Here is a 19315-nt window from a genome sequence, read left to right on the forward strand (position 1 = left end):
CGTCCGGGGCGGATCTGTCTATCTTTACACGGAGTTATCGTAGCACAGATAGCTATCGGAATCCAAGAGCCTTCACTAGAAAGCCAACAAATGAACAAAACAAATACAAAAAAAGACTGCCCGGTTATGACCGAACAATCTTTTCGTATCTAGCGTTATTGCCCAGCAATCCGAATATCCTCGACGACCTCAAGTCGCTTCAATTCCAGCGCCCGATCATCAACCCACTTCTTGAAATCTGCCGTCTTCATCGGTCGACTATAATAATACCCCTGAATATAATGACAACCGAGCTGTAGCAACTGATGTACATGCTGCTGAGTCTCTACACCTTCGGCAAGCACCTTCATACCGAGCTGTTCAGCCAGTTCCAGTACGGAGCGTACGACCGCTTCGTTCCGCGGATTACGATCAATATCGTATACGAGGGAACGATCGATTTTGATAAAATGAAACGGGAAGCTGGTCACTGTACGCATCGACGAATACCCCGTACCAAAATCATCAACAGCCAGCGTTACGCCCATTTTGACAATCTCATTACATAGTGCCATAATCTGCTCATCTTCACGGATTGCAGCACTTTCCGTAAATTCCAGACAAAGCATCTGCGGAGGCAAGCCGGTCTGTTTCAGTACCGTTTCTACTTTGTGGGCAAAATATGGATCAGTCAATTGGCTGGCAGATACGTTAACTGACATCTGCATATCGGTAAAGTACCCTTCATTCATCCAGCGCACTGCCTGTTCTGCTGCTTCCTGCATCACCCATTCGCCGATCAATCGGATCATACCGCTCTGCTCCGCAATCGGGATGAAGTCCTGTGGCGAGACAAATCCTAATTCCGCAGAATGCCAGCGCAGCAACGCTTCAGCACCAATCATATTGCCTGTCTCACTATCCACCTGCGGCTGATAAACAAGCGAAAACTCTTCATTTTCCAGCGCTGTTTCCAAACCTTGTTGCATCATCAGATACTGTTCCGCTGTGCTTTTCAGTGTCTCGTTAAACAATTGATACTGATTACGTCCCATTTGCTTGGCAGCATACATCGCCGTATCTGCATTGCGTAACAGAGTTTCCGGGTCGCCGCCATCCAGCGGTGCGGTGCAGACGCCGATACTGCATGATACGTGGTAGTATTTTTCCCGCAATGCAATCTGTTTGGCGAATCCGCGCAGAATATGGCTTGCCATCTCCGCAGGCGCATCCGCATCTTCATCGGTTGGCAACTCAACAAGCAGTGAAAATTCATCCCCGCCCATACGTGCCACAAGACTATTTTCCGGAGCATGCTGACGAATCAGTCGCGCCACATTGATCAGTAGCAGATCGCCTGCCGAATGTCCCATCGTATCATTAATCCATTTGAAATGATCCAGATCCATCTGCATGACGACTACACGATGATTGTATATACGTGAGCGTTCCAAAGCTTCTTCTAGACGCAAGTTGAATTGGTAGCGATTCGCAAGACCAGTTAGGGAATCGGTATATGCAAGCTCGAGCAGACGCGCTTCGTCTTTTTGCTGCTGCGTAATATCCCGAATGAGCAAATAGCAATGCACTTCACCTTCCATTTCCAGAAAGTCACTATTCACTTCTACCGTATACTGAACACCCTTGCGGTTAATGATCTGAATCTGCATATTTTGCGGCAGTGACTTTTGCAAAAAGCCCTGCTCAAACAAATACATATATCGAACTTTGCTGTCTTCTGAAAACAATTCAAAGATATCGATATCGCGTTGTTCATCGTCTTCGCCCGCCAGTTCGCGGAATGCCGGATTGCTCTCTACAGCGATTCCGGCTGCATTAACGAGTGCGATTCCCCCACTAGATAGGGAAAAGATTAGCTTGTACCGCTGCTCTGCCGCTGCTAGAAATTCATACTTGTTCATGGCAACGCGTAATGTGCAGGCAAGAATCAATCCAGCATACGAAGGCAGATTGTTAAGCGGAACGATTGGATTTTCGGGTAACACATTGCCCAGCAAAAAGGCAACAATCAGCCAGATCGAAGCGACAATTCCGCCGCGAACCATCGTCAGCATCATCTGCTGCTCACGTAAGTAGGCACGATTAAGCTTTAATTTGCGATAACCAAAAATAATAGTCATCAGCAAATAAGCTAATGAATAACAAGCAATGACCATAAACATCGTATCAAAACTAACACTATGCAATTCCACGCGCCAGTAATCGCCCTGGATGAGACTGACATGGAAAACATCCGGTTCCAAGAACATCAAAACAATGCCGCTGAGAGGCACTACCGCTACCATATGCAGTAAGATTCCTGATATTTTGATGCGGCTTAAAATTGTGAAAAAGTAAATCAATAACGTGAGTTCAGTAAAACTTAATACATATGCTGTGATCGGATTGATCTGACTGGCAATCGGAAAGTCTAACGATTGTGTCAGAAAATCGCTCAAGAAAATCAAGGCGAGAAGAACAATCAACACCATAGTCAGCCGATGTAACGGATGATTCGGGTGACGAAGCAATATCTCAATAGCCAGAAATCCCAGCAGTATAAACGGAATAAATGAAAGAATCAAAGACATCAAAAATACGTACATACGCTTTTTCCTCCAGACAGAAGGTAACCCACTTAACTTATTATCGAAAGATCAGGCGTAAATTGTTAGGTTTTTGTTCCTTTGGAGTTGGCTGGAAACGACTGTCAACCTGAGATGAGCCATTGACGCAATTCATCTGCACTCATCGGGCGTGCATAATAATACCCTTGCACATAATGACAACCAAGTTGCTTCAGCAATTCGACCTGTCGTACCGTCTCAACGCCTTCCGCTAGTACGCTCATATTAAGCTGCTCTGCCAGCTCTAGTACTGAGCGTACAACCGCTTCATTGCGCGGATTACGATCAATATCGAAGACGAGCGAGCGGTCGATTTTGATACATTCAAATGGAATGCTGGTGACGGTGCGCAGCGATGAATACCCGGTGCCGAAGTCATCGACTGACAGTGAACTGCCCATGGTGATAACATTTTCACATATAGTATGAATGTGTTCGCTCTCGCGAATCGCCACGCTCTCTGTAAATTCCAAACAAAACAATTGCGGCGGTAGCGTAGTCTGCTCTAGTACATGCCGCATTTTCACAATAAATTGCGGATCATTGAGTTGACTGGCAGATACGTTGACTGACATTTTCAACTTACCTGTACCATCCCTCTCCCATGCCGCCGCCTGACGTGCCGCTTCTTTCATAACCCATTCGCCGATCGGACGAATCAGACCGTTCTGTTCTGCAATTGGAATGAATTCCTGCGGTGATACCGTGCCGAGCGTAGCAGAGTTCCAGCGGAGCAATGCTTCTACCCCAACAGTACGGTCGGTACGGATATCAACCTGAGGCTGATAGACGAGCGAGAACTCGTTATACTTCAGTGCTGCTTCCAATCCGCGCTGTAGCTGCATCAATCGTTCCGCGGAATTTTTCAATTGCTCGTTAAAGATTTGATACTGATTACGACCTAGCTTCTTGGCATGATACATCGCAATATCCGCATGACTGAGCAGCATTTCCGGTGTATCCCGTTCATTCTCGGAAATGTAAATTCCAATGCTACAGGATACATCGTAATATTTCTCCTTCAAATTCACTTCCAGGTGAAATCCTGACAAAATACGATTGGCGATCTCAGTCGCTTCCTGCTGCAATTGATCTGACGTCAGTACGGAAAGCAGTGCAAATTCGTCGCCACCCATACGCGCAACCAGACTTGTTTCTGGAATATGCCGACGGATTAAACCGGCAATATGAACGAGCAATTGATCGCCAGCAGAATGTCCCATCGTATCGTTAATCCATTTAAAATGATCGACATCCATCTGCATCACAGCCAGATGAGTACCATCTGCACGGCATTGTTTTAGCATCTGCTCAATATACAGACTGAATTGATAACGGTTGGCAAGCCCAGTTAACGAATCGGTATATGCTAGCTCCAGCAGTCGCTGTTGATCCTTTTGCTCTTTGGTAATATCGCGAATCATGGCATAGCAGTACAATTCGCCTTCGATTTCTAAAAAGTCACTATTCACTTCAATCGTTAGCGAATCTCCAAGGAAGTTGATAACGGGTAATTGTATTCCTTGTGGCATTCGGCGTTCGCTATAGCCCTTTTTTTGCATATTGATAATGTCTTCACGCTGCTCCTCTGGATACAGTTGAAGCACACTCACATCGTTCCGATCAGCAGCTACGCCCATGATCGTACGAAACGCAGGATTCATCTCAATCGCAATCCCACGGGAATTAATCAATGCAATCCCATGTGTGGACAGCGTAAATAACAGCTTATAACGCTGCACTTCCCCAATCAAAAATTGATGTTTACTCATCGACAGTTGTAGAGTATAAGCCAGAATGAGTCCAGCATATGTAGGCAGACTGTCAATAGGTACATACGGGTTATCCCGCAACCACTCGCTAATGACAAAGCTCGTTAACAACCATACAACCGCATAGAAGCTTCCCCGGATAATGGTAAGCATCATGCGTTGTTCATGCTGATAGATACGTTTACTCTTTAATTTACGATACCCAAACCACATAATTAGTAGTAAATAGATCATCGTATAACAGGAAATGACGATGACCAGATATTGAAAGCCAATGCTCTGTACTTCAACCCGCCAATATCGTCCCTGAGCAACGGTAATACTGAAAACAGATGGTATACACTCCATCAGCACAATGCCGCATAAGGGGATAGCCGCCGCTGTATGCAGCACAAAACCGGGTAACGTTACCCGACTCAATTTGGTGAAAAAATAAATCAACAATGCCATCGCGCCAAAGCTAAAAATGTACGTTCCCCGAATCGTGATCTGCCTGGCAATATGATGATCCAACACTTGGGTTAAAAAATCCGACAAAAAAATTAGCGCAATTGCACTAATTAACAACATCGTCAGCCGGTGTAAAGCATGATCCGGATGTCGCCACAAAATCTTCAATGCCAAAAGACCAAGGGCTACAAAAGGAACAAAAGAGATAAAAAATGCAATCACAAATACATACATACTGTCGCCCTCCAGCTGAAATCAAAAAGCGTCCTATCTTACATATCGAAACGAAGCGTTCAAAAAGTTATATCTAATAGGCTTAATTAGTATATTTTTGTCGATATTTGTATCATTTTGGGCCGACAGGTAGTAATTCGGATGCAAAAAAGCGTGGTTGACGGCACTATACCGTTCAACCACGCTCTCCCATACATCAGAATGCAGATGACAATGATGATCAACAACTACATTTTTCACGCATGATCTTGACCTTGATATTTGCTTTGAATCGTATCTGTAACGTAGCAATTATTGCTGTTTATGCTCCTGATCGCGCAGCTCGACACGGCGAATTTTGCCGGAGCTGGTTTTGGGCAGATCGCTGACAAATTCGATTTTACGCGGATATTTGTAAGGGGCTGTCCACTCTTTGACATGGCTTTGTAGCTCACGTATTAATTCGGGTGAACCTTCCACCCCGTCGCGCAATACGATGAATGCTTTGACAATATGACCACGAATCTCGTCCGGGCTGGCAACGGCTGCACATTCCTTCACCGCCTGATGCTTCATCAGCGCCTCTTCCACTTCAAATGGTCCAATCGTATAACCGGAGCTGATAATAATATCGTCGCCACGACCTTCAAACCAAAAGTACCCTTCTTCATCGCGACGTGCACGGTCGCCAGTCACAAAGTAATCACCATTTACACTTTGCTGCTTGCGCTGTGGATCAAGGTAATACGTTTGAAACAATGCTGGCATATCATTACGTACGGCAATATCGCCCACTTCGCCAACTGGCAGCGGTTGACCATGCTCATCAATAATCTCAACAAGTCCCGGCGAAATGGATTGTCCCATCGCACCAAGGCGCACGGGCGCGCCCGTCAGATTGCCGATCAGCAACGTGCTCTCGGTCTGACCGTAGCCATCGCGAATCGTAATATCAAAATGACGACGGAACGTATGAATGACTTCTTCGTTCAGCGGCTCACCAGCGGAAACAGCACTGCGCAGCGCTGACAGATCATAATTGCCCAGCCCTTCCGTTTTTGCCATTAAACGATATTCGGTTGGTGTACAGCACAGCACGTTGACACCATGCTGCTGCAATAGCTGCAAGTATTTATGCGGTTGAAATGGTCCATTGTATACTAGCCCAGTTGCGCCCCAGCCAAGTACGGATAGGAATGGACTCCAGATCCATTTTTGCCAGCCCGGTGCGGCGGTTGCCCAGACGGTATCCTGTTCACGAATATCGAGCCATGGGCGGGTAATGCGCAGATGAGCATAGCCCCAGCCGTGACTGTGTACAACGCCTTTGGGATTGCCGGTTGTGCCGGACGTATACGCCAAAATCGCCATATCGTCACGATGGGTATCAACGACGGTGAATTGCTCAGATTGTTCATTCATCAATCCGCGCAAATCCAACCAGTTAGCGGGTAATTCGCGTTCATCCGCAGCAACCGAGATTTTCCAAGCCCATTCCGGCAGATGATCGTCGATCTTGTCGACTTCCGCCGTTACGCTTGACCAGGCAATAACGGCGCGTGCTTGCGAATGATGCAGACGATACGCCAGATCTTTGGCGCGTAGCATTTCGGAAGATGGAATGATGACGATGCCACTTTTCAGACAAGCCAGATAGATAATATAGGCAACAATCTGTCTTGGTACCATGACCAGCACCTTGTCGCCGCGCTTCAATCCAAGCTCTTGCATACCGTTAGCGAGCTGATTCGCTTGTTCTAGCAGATTGCCATACGTAATCTCTGCTTGCTCACCAGCTTCATTCAGCCATTTCAATGCGAGCTTGGTAGGGTTATGTTTTTCCATTTTCGACGTGATATTGTATCGTTCCGGTGCGATCCAATCCTGTTGATTCAATGTGATGACCCCTTTATGCTATATAATATGAAATGCAGTTCTTAAGCTTCCATACAGTATAGCACGTCCTAGTACCAGGTTCTAATACTAATTTAACATTTCAAGGTTCTTTCACAACATGAATGTCGTTCACAGGATCGTCGGAATGGATTGAAACGATGCGATTCTATTGTTAGTATTCTATCATTATAAATCCAAAATACCAGCACGCGGCGTAACGCCAAATGCTTGCGCGAGATCTATCAGCTCCTGCTGTGTAATTTTCTGACGGATCGGTAGATGAGCGATTAGCATATAAATTTGGGCGGCTTTCTCAATCGTTTCGATCAGACCAAATGCCTCGTCAATACAACCGCCTGTTCCAAAAATACCATGCTGCGGCCAAATGACAGCGCGGTGTTCTCTCATCTTGTCCGCAGTAGCACGACCGATCTGACTCGATCCAGGCACCATCCACGGAATGATACCAATCCCGTCAGGAAATACGACCACGCACTCGGTGCACATTTCCCACAGTGTACGAGTGAACGCATTTTCATCCAGATCATGGACAAAGGTCATCGCCAGAGTATGTGTCGCATGATTGTGAATGACGACGCGGTGCTGCGGATCAACCCGCAACCGCTCTATATGACTCATAAAATGCGCGGGCAGCTCACTCGTCGGTACTGCTCCATTCTCCAATCCCCATAACACTTCCAACTGTTCTCCATCTGCCGATACGCGCAATACGCCAAGATTACCTGCTGGATCATCCAGTACATTTTTAAAATATTTGCCCGAACCTGTCACGATAAAGTAACGTCCAGCCAGCTCATGCACTGGAAATGCTGGTTGCAGCGTACGTTTCACGTCCTGAATATCGATATAGGCAGCGACTTCCTGCTCATCCAGAATGCAACTGACATTGCCACCATTGCGCTCATCCCAGCCGGATTTCCACATACATTGTGTAATCTTCGCCATTTCATGAACGAAAGGAATGTCCAGCGAATGGTGCTGTGTTACATATTCATTGACAGGTAAGGTACTCATGATTATCACTCCTGAATGTAATTTTTTTCACAAGAATAGATAAGACGTAACGAAACTGGCTTAGGCGCAGAACTGAAGAAACGTATGAAACATCAACTGAGCTTCACGAGTCTTGATGATCGTTAATAGGCTTTTGTATGTGTTTATCATACTCTTTTTATTATGTACAGTCAATAAAAAACAAACATATTCAAAAATAAATAAACATTTATTTTCTGTTTATGTCTGAAAATTAACTTGTATTGCTTGTATTGCTTGTATTGCTTGTATTGCTTGTATTACTTACATAGTAGCTTGTAGTCCGCTTTACTCACTTAGCTTTATTCACTTAGCTTAATTTCTCATTTTCTCATTTCATATACTTTAGCCCGACTATTCCAACCGAATATCATATTAAGGAAATTTGCATAAACAAGTATTTTTGTAAGCGTTTTTATATTACACTGAACTGGAATAAATTTCTTATTTTGTATGGCACAATTCAAAGTATTCTATGCTTGTTTACTGAATCGAAATTTGCTTTGCCAACCTTATGTTGAAAAGGAGTGTATTTACGCATGAAAGGCAAAAAGACAGGCTTAATGTTACTTTCCCTCATCTGTTCGGCAACACTGGTTATTCCATGGAGTGCAAGCCCCTCCACAGCTTCTGCTTCATCATCCAGTCCATGGGTGCAAATCTGGGCAGACGATTTTAACGGAGCCAATGGCACCGGAGTCGATACGTCCAAGTGGAATCAGGAAATTGGCAACAACGGCGGTTGGGGCAATAATGAGCTGGAATATTATACGAATAGTACGAAAAATGCGTATATGGACAATGGCAATCTAGTTATTCAAGCGAACAAGGAAAATATGCAGGGCTATCAGTACACCTCTGCTCGCCTAACTACCGCAAATAAATTCAATGTCAAATACGGTAAAATCGAGATCCGTGCCAAAGTTCCATACGGTAAAGGCATTTGGCCTGCTGCATGGATGTTAGGCAGCGATATTGGCAGCAATCCGTGGCCAGGCAGTGGTGAGATCGACATTATGGAATATGTAGGGCCTGTCGCTCCGAACACCGTATATGGTACGATTCACGGACCCGGCTACTCGGGAGCCAATGGACTCTCTGCCGGCTATACGATTGGCGAGCGTTTTAGCAATGCTTTTCATACGTATACAGTCGAATGGGAACCGGCAGTGATTCGCTGGTATGTAGATGGCAATCTGTATCATACCCGCACACCAGTCGATGCAGGCGATAACACATGGGCGTTTGACAAACCGTTCTTCCTGCTGCTCAATCTGGCAGTCGGTGGCAATTGGCCGGGCAACCCGGATGCTAGCACAACCTTCCCGCAAAAATATCAGGTCGATTATGTGCATGTATTCCAACGTCAAAATGGTTATAACATCGTAGCCCTCAAAGCAGGTGCTAACAACAAATACGTCTCTGCCGAAAACTATGGCAATGGCGCGCTGATCGCTCGTTCAGATACTGTAAGCACATGGGAACGCTTTGAGCAGATCGATCTGGGCAATAACCGTATCGCCCTACGTTCGATGATTAACGGCAAATATGTGACCGCTGACAATAACGGCACCAGCCCACTCATTGCTAACAAAACAGCAATCGGGACATGGGAAACGTTTGAGCTAGGAACGACCGCAGATGGCAAACGAACGTTGAAGTCACTTGCGAATAATATGTATGTAACCGCCGAGAACGGCGGCAGCGGATCATTGATCGCTAACCGTAGCAGCGTCGGCGGTGCGTGGGAATCGTTTGAGCTGGTGAAGCAGTAACTACGTATATCAAAAAACAGGACAGCCCAAGGCTCTCCTGTTTTTTTACTGTCATCAATGCTATCTCTGATTCTCTCCACGTCGCAATAACGAGAATCCACCAGCGAATACAACGCCAATCCAGATTGTGAATACAAGGAAAATCATGCTAAACACGCTTCCCTGCTGCATTCCGAATATATTACTTGGCGACCAGCCACTATAGCCCTGATCCAGCAGCAAGCCAAGCACCGTCGTGCCCACCGCTCCACAAATAAAGCTCAGCATCATATACATACCCATGCCAACACCAACCTGTGAACCAGTTAATGTGCGCGATACCGCATTGGCAATTCCTACCTGTGCAAAAGTCAGTCCCGTATTACCCAGCACCAGCAGCACCATAATGACCAGATAATAACTACCAGTGAACAGCGATAACAATCCATACGTGATCAGCTGTAGCGTAAACGCAATGCCTAGCAAAAAGGAATTCCCTCGACGATCGGCAAGTCGACCACCAATAATGCCGAAGATTGCCGCTACCAGCGCACCGGGGAACATCACCAGACCGATCTGAAAGGAACTTAATCCATTCACACTGCTCAGCAGTTGCGGAATAAGATAGGGAACACACAGATTGAACACTAGCACCAGACAGGCGATGATGAGTGTCATCGTATAATTCCGATTAGCAAAAATAGCAGGATCGACGAATGGTGCTTCTTCCCTTTTCCGCACAATGTGCCAGACAAATGCAGCCAATAGCACAATGGTCAGCAAACCGAGCAATATACTTTTGTTCGTAATTGCCAGCAATAGCAGCGTTACACTCAATGCCAGCAGCACACCGCCCAGCAGATCGATCCGCGTCGCTTGCGTCTCATCACGATTCAGATATTTACGGAAAAATGGGATCGTGATTAGTGACAACAAGCTAATCGCAAACAGGTATCGCCAATCAGCAAAGCTTGTCACCAGACCGCCGATAATCGGACCGAGTGCTGTGCCCAGTGCCATACCGGACGAGGTAATACCAAGTGCTCGTCCGCGTTGCCTCGCATCCACATAGCGGATCGGAATTACCATCGATGAAGCGGGAATTACCGAAGCCCCTGCCGATTGCAGCACTCGCCCCGCAACGACCATGGCATAATTTTGCGATAGAAAGCCTAGCAGTGATCCTGCGGCAAAGACGAGCAGTCCGAAGGTAAGCAGATTTTTTAATTGATAGCGGTCAGCCAGCTTGCCATAGGTAACAGAGCCAATCGCATAGATGATAATATAGCCGGTCACGACCCAGCTTACCTGTGAGCTGGTCAGTTGGAATTCGGTTCGCAGGGCGGGCAACGCTACATTGAACATCGTCGAATTCATAACCGACAGAATCATGGCAAATGCCAGAATGTAAATGATTTTCATGTCATTGTTCCTTTAGTTGGATTGATGATAATTCGGTGGTGCGACGACTTTCAGATCAAGTTTGTCCATATTCGCCATCACTCGATCCATCCGAACGGCACCTGCCTCATTTGGGAACATATGATGCTCATATTCATCGCCCAATAGACGGAAAAACGGCTCAAACAATCCGCTAACTAGCAAGCCGACCACCTGTGTAAAATGATCATCCAGTCGGTAGGAATGCACCGTACCAGCAGGTACATGCAGAAAATCCCCTGGGAACAGCTGCACCTCCTGATCATTTGCCCACATCGTCATTTTGCCGCGAGTACAGAAGAATGTCTCTGTATGATGCTCATGATAATGCGAGACGATCTCGTCGCCTTTTGGTCCATCGCTGGCAACGACGATATACTCGCCACCGGTCGTTTGCTGAGTAGCAAGCAGACGATGCAGCTGATCTCCCGTCAACAGTCGAATGCCTTCTCCACTTTCCAACACATAACTGGTCACTTCGTTTGGCACATGATTATTCTCGACTAGAGAATAGGACGGAAATTCGTTGTTTGTGGCAATAGAATCATTACTTTTGTGGAATACGATATCTGCTTGCTGCTCTGCCTGACGAAGCTGCTGCTCCTCATACGTATGCTGACTTACTGGCGGATACTCGATGTAGGGATGGTGCTCGCCAAGGATCGGATAGATTGCCGTAATATCTCCGTTAATAGAATATGAAATAAAGTTGTTGCGATGTCCGATCATCCGATATGCATGCTCCGTACCGGGCGCAATATGCGCATAATCACCGGGCAATAGCAAATGACTTTGACCGTCCAGCAGCAGTTGTAATCGTCCTTCCAATACATAAATGGATTCAAAGGTGTGCTCATGTCGATGTAGCGGGAAGCTCTGCCCCTTTGCTCCGCCGATTACGGCTGCTGCGAAGATGCCGCCTGTACTTTGTTCATTCGCAATAATGGTTGCCACCTGATTGCCGAACAGATAACGTTCGCCCTCTCCACGTCGCAGCAGATACGGCATTTTCTCCTTTGGTAAATGGGTTGTTAGTGTAGATGTTGTCATCATTTGCCTCCTTGAAAAAGTGATTGGCAGTGCTGCTATAGTAGCGATGCCCAAACAATTACTTTCTCATTGTAGCCAACAGTGCAAATTTGAAATATAGTTAAAGGCGACGCATATATGGGCAATTACGACATAGGAGCGATAGAGAATGAACAGTCATAGAATATCGTACACCCGACATCCATTTGAACAAAATAATCCGCTAGCTTTTATTAAGATTGATGTGGATCATTCATATCAGCAGCATGCGCATGATTTTTATGAATTGATGTATATTTCTGAAGGGAAAGGGATTCTCTTTATAGAGCGGCAATCGCTGCACGTATCGGAAGGAGATTTATTTTTCATTCCACCGGGTACGCCGCATATGCTGCAACGGCAGGATCAAGATGCTACATCCGCTCCGCTGCAAATGCTGAATTGTCTGCTGCTGCCGGAAGTGCTAGCACCGCAGTGTCAAGAGGGACAACCCGCGTGGGATCTAGAATTTGAGCAGATCGCTTCCTTTTTCCGGCAATCAACGTCATGGCTTGGTTATCGGGAGCAGCAACATGAATTTGCTCGCATTATGTACGGCATGCATGTAAATCAGCAACATATGCCGCCCGGTTATCGGCACAAGCAGTATATTTTGCTATTGGATCTGCTGCATACGTTATATGTTCAGCATCAATTCAGCTATCCGGCGGTGCAAGCAAAGGTAGATCATCCGGCTGAATTTGCGATCAGTTATATCGAAACGCATTATCGTGATCCACTGCGGTTGGATGCGCTGTGTAGCTGGATCGGCGTTAGTCCGCGTCATTTGCAGCGGCTTATTAAACAAGCTACAGGTCAGACATTTGTACAATTGTTGCAAAATGTAAGGGTGCTGCACAGTTGCGAGCTGTTGCTGGAAACAGATTGGAGTGTACAGATGGTAGCTGCGGAGGTGGGGATTCAGGATATGAAGTATTTTTACCGGATCTTCAAGCAGCATTGCGGACTTACCCCTTCGCGGTTTCGGACGGAGCGTACTTCCAGAGAAAAGCATACAGCGGTGACTCAGGATGCTTCTATGAGGGATGATTAAAGTAGCAAAATGATCAACATAGCAAGATGATCACAGCAGTCAGATCATCACAGTAACAAGGTAATTACAGCAATAAGGTAATTCAGCAGTATGACAAAAAACCGGAGGTCTATTTCCTCCGGCTTCCTTATATGGCTGCATCAATGCACAGTTGAATCAGTCAATACGGACGCTTCAATGTACATCCACCACAAATTACATACAGATACAACGTGCACAATATATAACACTTTACGAGTCTATACACTTATTGCGGTGCATCGTGATCAATCGTTTCCAGTGGCAGACGCACTTCAGTTGTACTACAGCTATCGCATTTGTTTTTCGCTACTGCAAAAGCAATCGTTGCTAGACCTGCTAACGCTAATGTGGTGAGCACCGGATGGCGACTTGCCTCTACATACAGACTACCTTTGCGCACTGCGCTTGGACTGCTGCCACGTTCATGCAAACCATACCCCGGTTGATGCAATCCGCTCTGATCGGATGGCGCTGCCGGTTGCGGTTTGGATTGTCCACGGAAGCTGAGCGCATCGAATACGTTGTCGGCAAGCTGAGGTAATGTACCGCCTAATACGGAACCTACTTTTGCTTGTGAACCGACGAACATGTCGCGCTTCGGATGTTCAGCAGCGTATAGAATGGCCCGTGCTACTGCTTCTGGTGGATAGACGACACCGCGTTGTGTAGGTTGTTTCTCCAAATAGTTCTGTGCATGATCATTGTGCGGTGTGTCGATTTTGCCCGGATGAATCAAGGTAACAGAAACCGGCGCTTTGGACTTCTCCAGCTCTATACGCAGATTGTCCGTCCAGCCATGTACTGCATGCTTGGCAGACGAATACGTCGGTTGCAGATCACTGCTATGATCGCCCAGCAGACTGCCGATATTGATCAGCGCTCCCGGTACGCCGCGCTCGGTGAAATGCTGCACTGCTACTCTAGAGCCATACACTACGCCCCAGTATACGGTATCAAACAGACGCTTCATATCGTCCACGCTCACATCGGTTGTTTTACCGAAGATCGATACGCCTGCATTGTTAATCCATGTATCAAACCGTCCAAAGGTACGGATCGCTGTATCGGCAATACGTTGTACGTCCTCTTCCTTACCCACATCGGCAGTTACCCATGTTGCCGGATAGCCTTTGCCGCGCAGCTCTGCCGCCAATTGAATGATCGCTTCCTCATTGCGTGCAGCGACAACCACTTTTGCGCCTTTGGCTGCTGCCATTCTAGCCGTAACCAGACCTATTCCACTTGATGCACCGGTGATTACGATTACCTGATCTTTTAGTTTTTTGAGTGATATTGCCATGATGGTGATCCCTCCTTGAAATAGTCTCATCAACAATTTACCCGCAGATTCTGTCTACCAATCCTGATGACAACGGGTGATTCATTCCAGCCAAGGGGTCATAACGGCAAATCGGCTTTCGGAATATACACCGCTCTGCCTGTTGTTATGCCTGCCGGGTCCCTGCCAGCATTCTATCGTAGATGTACTGGCTAATATGTTTTTATTATGACAGGTCTGCGATAGAGAATCCACTTTTCGCAACGATAAAAAAGGATTCCGCCCGGTCATAGACCAAATTACGGAATCCTTGATATTTTATACCATAAGGTTGAAAAGGTGTGGTCTGTCTCGACAATGAGATATCACGTTTGATCCATCGTCAGACGCGGTTACACAACCGTATTCACTACGAAAGCAATTGCTGCACAGCTTGCCGCACATCGTCGCGCAGCAGTTCATGACCGAAGATCGACACATGTCCGCGATCCCCGCTAGAACGGATCAACCGACCTATTCCTTGACGTAAGCGCAGCAGCATATACGGCATATCCACTTCATGAAACGGATCATCCGACTCACGGCGACGTGCTGTGAATACCGGATCATTCGGCGGAAATGGCAGTGACCAGATAATCACACGCGACAATGAAGGTCCGGGTATGTCCAATCCTTCCCATAAGGTCACAGCGCATAATACACTGCTCTCTTCCTGCTGGAACGTGGAGATCAGATGACTGATCTCTGCCGTACCTTCATAGAGCATTCGATAAGGCAATGATGCACCACTTGCTTCTACAGCGCTACGGAATGCACTCAGTTCCTGCATGGACGAGAACAATACTAACGAACGTCCGCCTGTGTCTTCTATCAGGGACAGTACTTTTTCCGTCTGAAGAATCGACAGCTCTGCATCATTCGCTGTAGATATCGAAGACAGAGAACGAGATGACACAGCGGAACTCATCAGAACTTTGTCATCGAACAACTCCGCCTTCATCTGCTCCTCATAATCATAAGGAGATGCGACAGAAAAAGATTGATACTCCTGTATGCCCAGATTGTCGGCGATATAATCAAAGGAGCCTTCAACCGACAAGGTAGCAGACGAGAAAATAACCGGCATTTTGCGACCGAACACCATCTCTGCGAGTACTTCTTTTACCTTCTTCGGCATAATGACCAGCGTCAGATCATCGCCTTCGCCATCCACCCAAGAGATCAGCTGATCTTGCTGACGGCACAGACCGAGAGCGAGCTGAATCATCTCCAGATGCTCTTCTACAATCTTCATCTGGTATTCGTCCAGTGTGAACAATCCACTCTCAAATACCAGTTCTTCCTCGATCACATCAATATGATGCTTGACCCGATTGATCTGCGTCAGCAAGGCATCATTCCAGTCAATATCGCGACGATTCGAACCCGGCACCGGACGGCTGTGTGATGCTAGTAGCTCGAACAGCAGATCGCTCTCTGCAATTACTTCTTCTACTGCTACTGCCAGCGTTTCGCGAACTTCACCTTCCAGCAGACGCGTAACAATGCTCTCAAATAGCGCTTGCTTGAGCTTATACGTCAGCGCATTTTGCGCAGCCGTTTCCAGTAAATGCCCTTCGTCAAATACAACCGAACTGTGCTCCGGCAGCAGCGGCAATTGACCTTCACGTTTGCGACCTTCATACGTCCACACATGCTCCATATAAAAGTCATGCGAACAGATGATAATATCCGCCGCTTTGCGATAATGATCACGCGATAGTGTTTGACCACAGCGATGACGCTGCGAGCATACTAGACAATCCTGAAATACGTCCCAGCCAATTCGATTCCACTGTGCATCATCCAGCTCAGGATAATCTTTGCGATTGCCATACGGATAAAAGCGTTGCAGCGTATCTGTATAATGTACAAACTCCGGCAGATCGGTATAGATATCGCGATACAAATCATCTGCCAATGGCTCTGCCCGCACAGCATCCAGCTTGTTCAGACAAATGTACTGATCCGGCGATTTGCCCAGACGTGCATCGACATTCAGTCCTAGATACTGTGCCAGCTTGTTAATATCGCCCTCTGGCTTCACCAGCTGTTCAATCAGCGATTCATCTGCACAGGCAATGATCGCCGGCTTGCGTGTATACCGTGCATATGCAATGGCGTACAGCAGATACACTAACGTTTTGCCCGTTCCGACACCTGCTTCGGCGAACATCGTTTTCTTTTCGGCATATGCCTTTTCCAGCTGAAACGCCATATAAATCTGCTCGTCACGCAGCTCCAGACCAGCTTCTGGCAAAATATCATAAAATACATCGGCAATCCATTCGCCTGCTTGCTGCATAAATGGACGCTTCGAATCAAATGTAAAAGGATAAGTACTCAATCCGTTAGTTCCCCCACCCGCTTAAAAGTACAAGCCAAAAACCGCTGTATTGGACCCAGCTTTGGCTTGAATAGCATCATTTCATTATAACGGATAAGGTGGGGGTAAGGGAATCTTTATTTATATTTTATCTGCTGAATCTGTGCATCCAAATATTCCTTTAACCGATGCGCCAGTTCATCGTCCGCTAGCGGATTGCGATGTGTATTTTCCAAATAAATATGCTTTTCCGTTTCCGGCATCAGATACTGCTTGTACCATGCGAACAGATCCGGTCCATCACCCATGATGCGTACATATCGACGCAGTGTGTCCACATGCTCCAATGTATTGCGAATATTGGTCAGCCAATCCGCCCGGTAAAAGTTCTGCCAACGCCCCTGCGCCGCTAAATCCAGCGCCTGTTGCCCTTGTTCATATGCCCATAGTGCCTGTGAAATCTGGACAAATGCTCTTGCATGTTCGCCGCTACGATAATCACGGTATGCCGCGCATAACAACAGCAAACCACGGCAGCCACTCTCATGCAGCTGCACCTGAACGCCGAATTGGCGATACAGCCGCTCCGCATCTACAGGCTGCAATTGTGCTGCCACCTGTGCTGTCTCCGTTTGCAGCTGCTGCCAGCGAGGTAGTGCCTTTTCCATTAACGATTGAATCATCTTCAATTGCGCCGGAAATGGCAAATGACCTGTCAGCCAGTACAATCCACGATCTCCGATATGCTGCTGCTTCATCCAGTGACCGATCAGACGGCGTCCAACATGATGATACAATTCTTCCCCAGCGCGATCATCCTCATGCGGCCCGTACACAATCGTGGATTGTGCATACTGTTGATAGAGAGCAGCAATTTGGCGATGCAAATCATCATCGATTTGCGGATACAGACGATGAATCCATTGCTCCTGTTGATTTGTAGCATCGATATATCCTGTCTGCCATTTCGCAGCAATCAGATCAAGAAACGGCAAATGCTGCAAAATATTGCCGCAGTTGATCAGCCAATACCGATCAGCACCAGCCTGTAGCACATCATCTAGCTCACGATTCATCAATGCAGACGACGAGGGAAACATCGTCAGATGATTGGACGCCTGCAAATCATGAAAAGTCACATGATAGTAAATGCCATGCGGTCCGTGATCATCAACTTGCGGCAAAGCAGAGACGCGCACATTATGATTGCCATGTCGACGCGATACCATTTTCCCATAGCCGTTGTCCGCCCATATCTTGATCACACCATCTGGCAATTGCAAATGACCGTCCCGATACAACTCGGCAAGCTCACCATACAATGCAATACAATACACCGGCTGCTGCACAACATCTGCAATCATCTCATATTGCTTGCGCAGCACATTGGAGATCACTGTACCGCGACTGGATGGCGTATCAAATTGGGGATCATCTTCCCAGAACGGCTTATCTCCCTGTCCGCGAAATGATAATACCCAAACGATCTTCTCGTCTTGTTGACGCTCAATCGCCTGCCGCCATAACTGTTCAAACTGCTGTGGATACTGTTCGTATGAAGGCGTTAGCTCTGGAAACGCACGGGCAAACATCTCCGCGCCCAGTGGCTCAGCATGATGATGCGTTACCCATAAGCCCATATCGACAGCGAGTCGATGATGGATCCCTTCACGCGGAAGATCTGTGCCGGGAATGACCATATTCCCACCGCAGCGCAGCAATGCTTCGAATACCGGTTGCCATACATCTTCTCCCGGTGGATACACATCTGTCCAGCCGATCAGACAAACTTCATCATTCACAAACCAGCCCCGATAACGGACAGCAAACGGCTGTGAAACATACGGCAATTCCGCGATATATACCTGCTCACGCCGCGCAGGAGCCAACTCCGCCCAGAACCAGAACGGATCAACACCAAGCACATATCGGCTATAATGCAGCAATCCATAGATGATGCCCAGCTCATCTATACCGATGATGTCCAGTACACCTTGTGCGCCCATACGATGAACGAACATTTCCGGTTCTCTTGGCAGTAGGGGATCGTTTGCTATCTCCTCCATAAGCAGTATACGAATATGATGAATCTGATCCTCCTGTACATCAGTTTGCTGCTCATACTCTACACTATCATTTGCATCAAAAACCTTTATATTAGGTTGCTCGCCAAATACAGCCTCATGATCGCGATAGATCATACGTAGCACATAACGAATCGGCGTAGTGATCTGCTCTGGCTCAATGTATGTCACCTGTTTATCAATGGACCATGACATAAGTAATCACCTTCCCCATTCAATTGTAAACGCTATCACTCATACAATAATAGCAGAATTTTACA

General features: G+C 46.8%; 11 protein-coding genes. 2 read left to right on the forward strand and 9 right to left on the reverse strand.

What is annotated here, in order from left to right; genetic code table 11:
* Positions 1–155: 155 nt before the first annotated feature.
* The 4 genes from ACE3MZ_RS12480 to rhaD form a co-directional block, all read right to left on the reverse strand.
* The gene (locus ACE3MZ_RS12480) at positions 156–2585 is read right to left on the reverse strand and encodes a putative bifunctional diguanylate cyclase/phosphodiesterase (RefSeq protein ID WP_411342496.1); all 2430 of its coding nucleotides are present in this window, start codon (positions 2583–2585) and stop codon (positions 156–158) included.
* Positions 2586–2689: 104 nt separating this feature from the next.
* Complete coding sequence (locus tag ACE3MZ_RS12485) at positions 2690–5062, reverse strand: putative bifunctional diguanylate cyclase/phosphodiesterase (protein WP_411342497.1); 2373 nt, start codon at positions 5060–5062, stop codon at positions 2690–2692.
* Positions 5063–5353: 291 nt separating this feature from the next.
* Positions 5354–6886 (reverse strand): acyl-CoA synthetase, encoded by a 1533-nt coding sequence (locus ACE3MZ_RS12490; protein ID WP_411346781.1) that lies wholly within the window; start codon positions 6884–6886, stop codon positions 5354–5356.
* A 237-nt stretch (positions 6887–7123) separates the two neighbouring features.
* Positions 7124–7972, reverse strand: coding sequence for a rhamnulose-1-phosphate aldolase (gene rhaD, locus ACE3MZ_RS12495; RefSeq protein WP_411342498.1), 849 nt, complete (start codon positions 7970–7972; stop codon positions 7124–7126).
* A gap of 557 nt (positions 7973–8529) precedes the next feature.
* Between rhaD and ACE3MZ_RS12500 the strand changes: the two genes are divergently transcribed.
* Positions 8530–9765, forward strand: a complete 1236-nt coding sequence (locus ACE3MZ_RS12500) for a family 16 glycosylhydrolase (protein WP_411342499.1) — start codon at positions 8530–8532, stop codon at positions 9763–9765.
* A gap of 60 nt (positions 9766–9825) precedes the next feature.
* Here the strand turns inward: ACE3MZ_RS12500 and ACE3MZ_RS12505 are convergent, their stop codons facing one another.
* Together ACE3MZ_RS12505 and ACE3MZ_RS12510 are read right to left on the reverse strand one after the other, a co-directional pair.
* Positions 9826–11166, reverse strand: a complete 1341-nt coding sequence (locus tag ACE3MZ_RS12505) for an MFS transporter (RefSeq protein WP_411342500.1) — start codon at positions 11164–11166, stop codon at positions 9826–9828.
* Between the two features lie 12 nt (positions 11167–11178).
* Positions 11179–12234, reverse strand: a complete 1056-nt coding sequence (locus ACE3MZ_RS12510) for a quercetin 2,3-dioxygenase (protein ID WP_411346782.1) — start codon at positions 12232–12234, stop codon at positions 11179–11181.
* Between the two features lie 148 nt (positions 12235–12382).
* On the opposite strand from ACE3MZ_RS12510, the gene ACE3MZ_RS12515 reads away from it, so the two are divergent.
* Positions 12383–13306, forward strand: coding sequence for a helix-turn-helix domain-containing protein (locus ACE3MZ_RS12515; RefSeq protein ID WP_411342501.1), 924 nt, complete (start codon positions 12383–12385; stop codon positions 13304–13306).
* Between the two features lie 247 nt (positions 13307–13553).
* Here the strand turns inward: ACE3MZ_RS12515 and ACE3MZ_RS12520 are convergent, their stop codons facing one another.
* From ACE3MZ_RS12520 to ACE3MZ_RS12530, 3 genes are all read right to left on the reverse strand, one after another.
* Entirely contained in the window at positions 13554–14627 is a 1074-nt protein-coding gene (locus ACE3MZ_RS12520) for an SDR family oxidoreductase (RefSeq protein ID WP_411342502.1), read from the reverse strand.
* Positions 14628–15015: 388 nt separating this feature from the next.
* Complete coding sequence (locus ACE3MZ_RS12525; RefSeq protein ID WP_411342503.1) at positions 15016–16992, reverse strand: ATP-dependent DNA helicase; 1977 nt, start codon at positions 16990–16992, stop codon at positions 15016–15018.
* Between the two features lie 116 nt (positions 16993–17108).
* Positions 17109–19250 carry a glycosyl hydrolase 115 family protein gene (locus ACE3MZ_RS12530; protein WP_411342504.1) on the reverse strand — a complete coding sequence of 714 codons (2142 nt, stop codon included), beginning with the start codon at positions 19248–19250 and terminating at the stop codon, positions 17109–17111.
* Positions 19251–19315: the final 65 nt, after the last annotated feature.

Source organism: Paenibacillus sp. WLX1005 (genome assembly GCF_046603685.1).
GTDB lineage: Bacteria > Bacillota > Bacilli > Paenibacillales > Paenibacillaceae > Saccharibacillus.

Excerpts from the sequence above, each read along its gene's own strand:
- ACE3MZ_RS12520 (WP_411342502.1), bottom strand. The coding sequence starts at position 14,627 with ATGGCAATATCACTCAAAAAACTAAAAGATCAGGTAATCGTAATCACC.
- rhaD (WP_411342498.1), bottom strand. The coding sequence starts at position 7,972 with ATGAGTACCTTACCTGTCAATGAATATGTAACACAGCACCATTCGCTG.
- ACE3MZ_RS12490 (WP_411346781.1), bottom strand. The coding sequence starts at position 6,886 with ATGGAAAAACATAACCCTACCAAGCTCGCATTGAAATGGCTGAATGAA.
- ACE3MZ_RS12485 (WP_411342497.1), bottom strand. The coding sequence starts at position 5,062 with ATGTATGTATTTGTGATTGCATTTTTTATCTCTTTTGTTCCTTTTGTA.
- ACE3MZ_RS12500 (WP_411342499.1), top strand. The coding sequence starts at position 8,530 with ATGAAAGGCAAAAAGACAGGCTTAATGTTACTTTCCCTCATCTGTTCG.
- ACE3MZ_RS12510 (WP_411346782.1), bottom strand. The coding sequence starts at position 12,234 with ATGACAACATCTACACTAACAACCCATTTACCAAAGGAGAAAATGCCG.
- ACE3MZ_RS12515 (WP_411342501.1), top strand. The coding sequence starts at position 12,383 with ATGAACAGTCATAGAATATCGTACACCCGACATCCATTTGAACAAAAT.
- ACE3MZ_RS12530 (WP_411342504.1), bottom strand. The coding sequence starts at position 19,250 with ATGTCATGGTCCATTGATAAACAGGTGACATACATTGAGCCAGAGCAG.
- ACE3MZ_RS12505 (WP_411342500.1), bottom strand. The coding sequence starts at position 11,166 with ATGAAAATCATTTACATTCTGGCATTTGCCATGATTCTGTCGGTTATG.
- ACE3MZ_RS12480 (WP_411342496.1), bottom strand. The coding sequence starts at position 2,585 with ATGTACGTATTTTTGATGTCTTTGATTCTTTCATTTATTCCGTTTATA.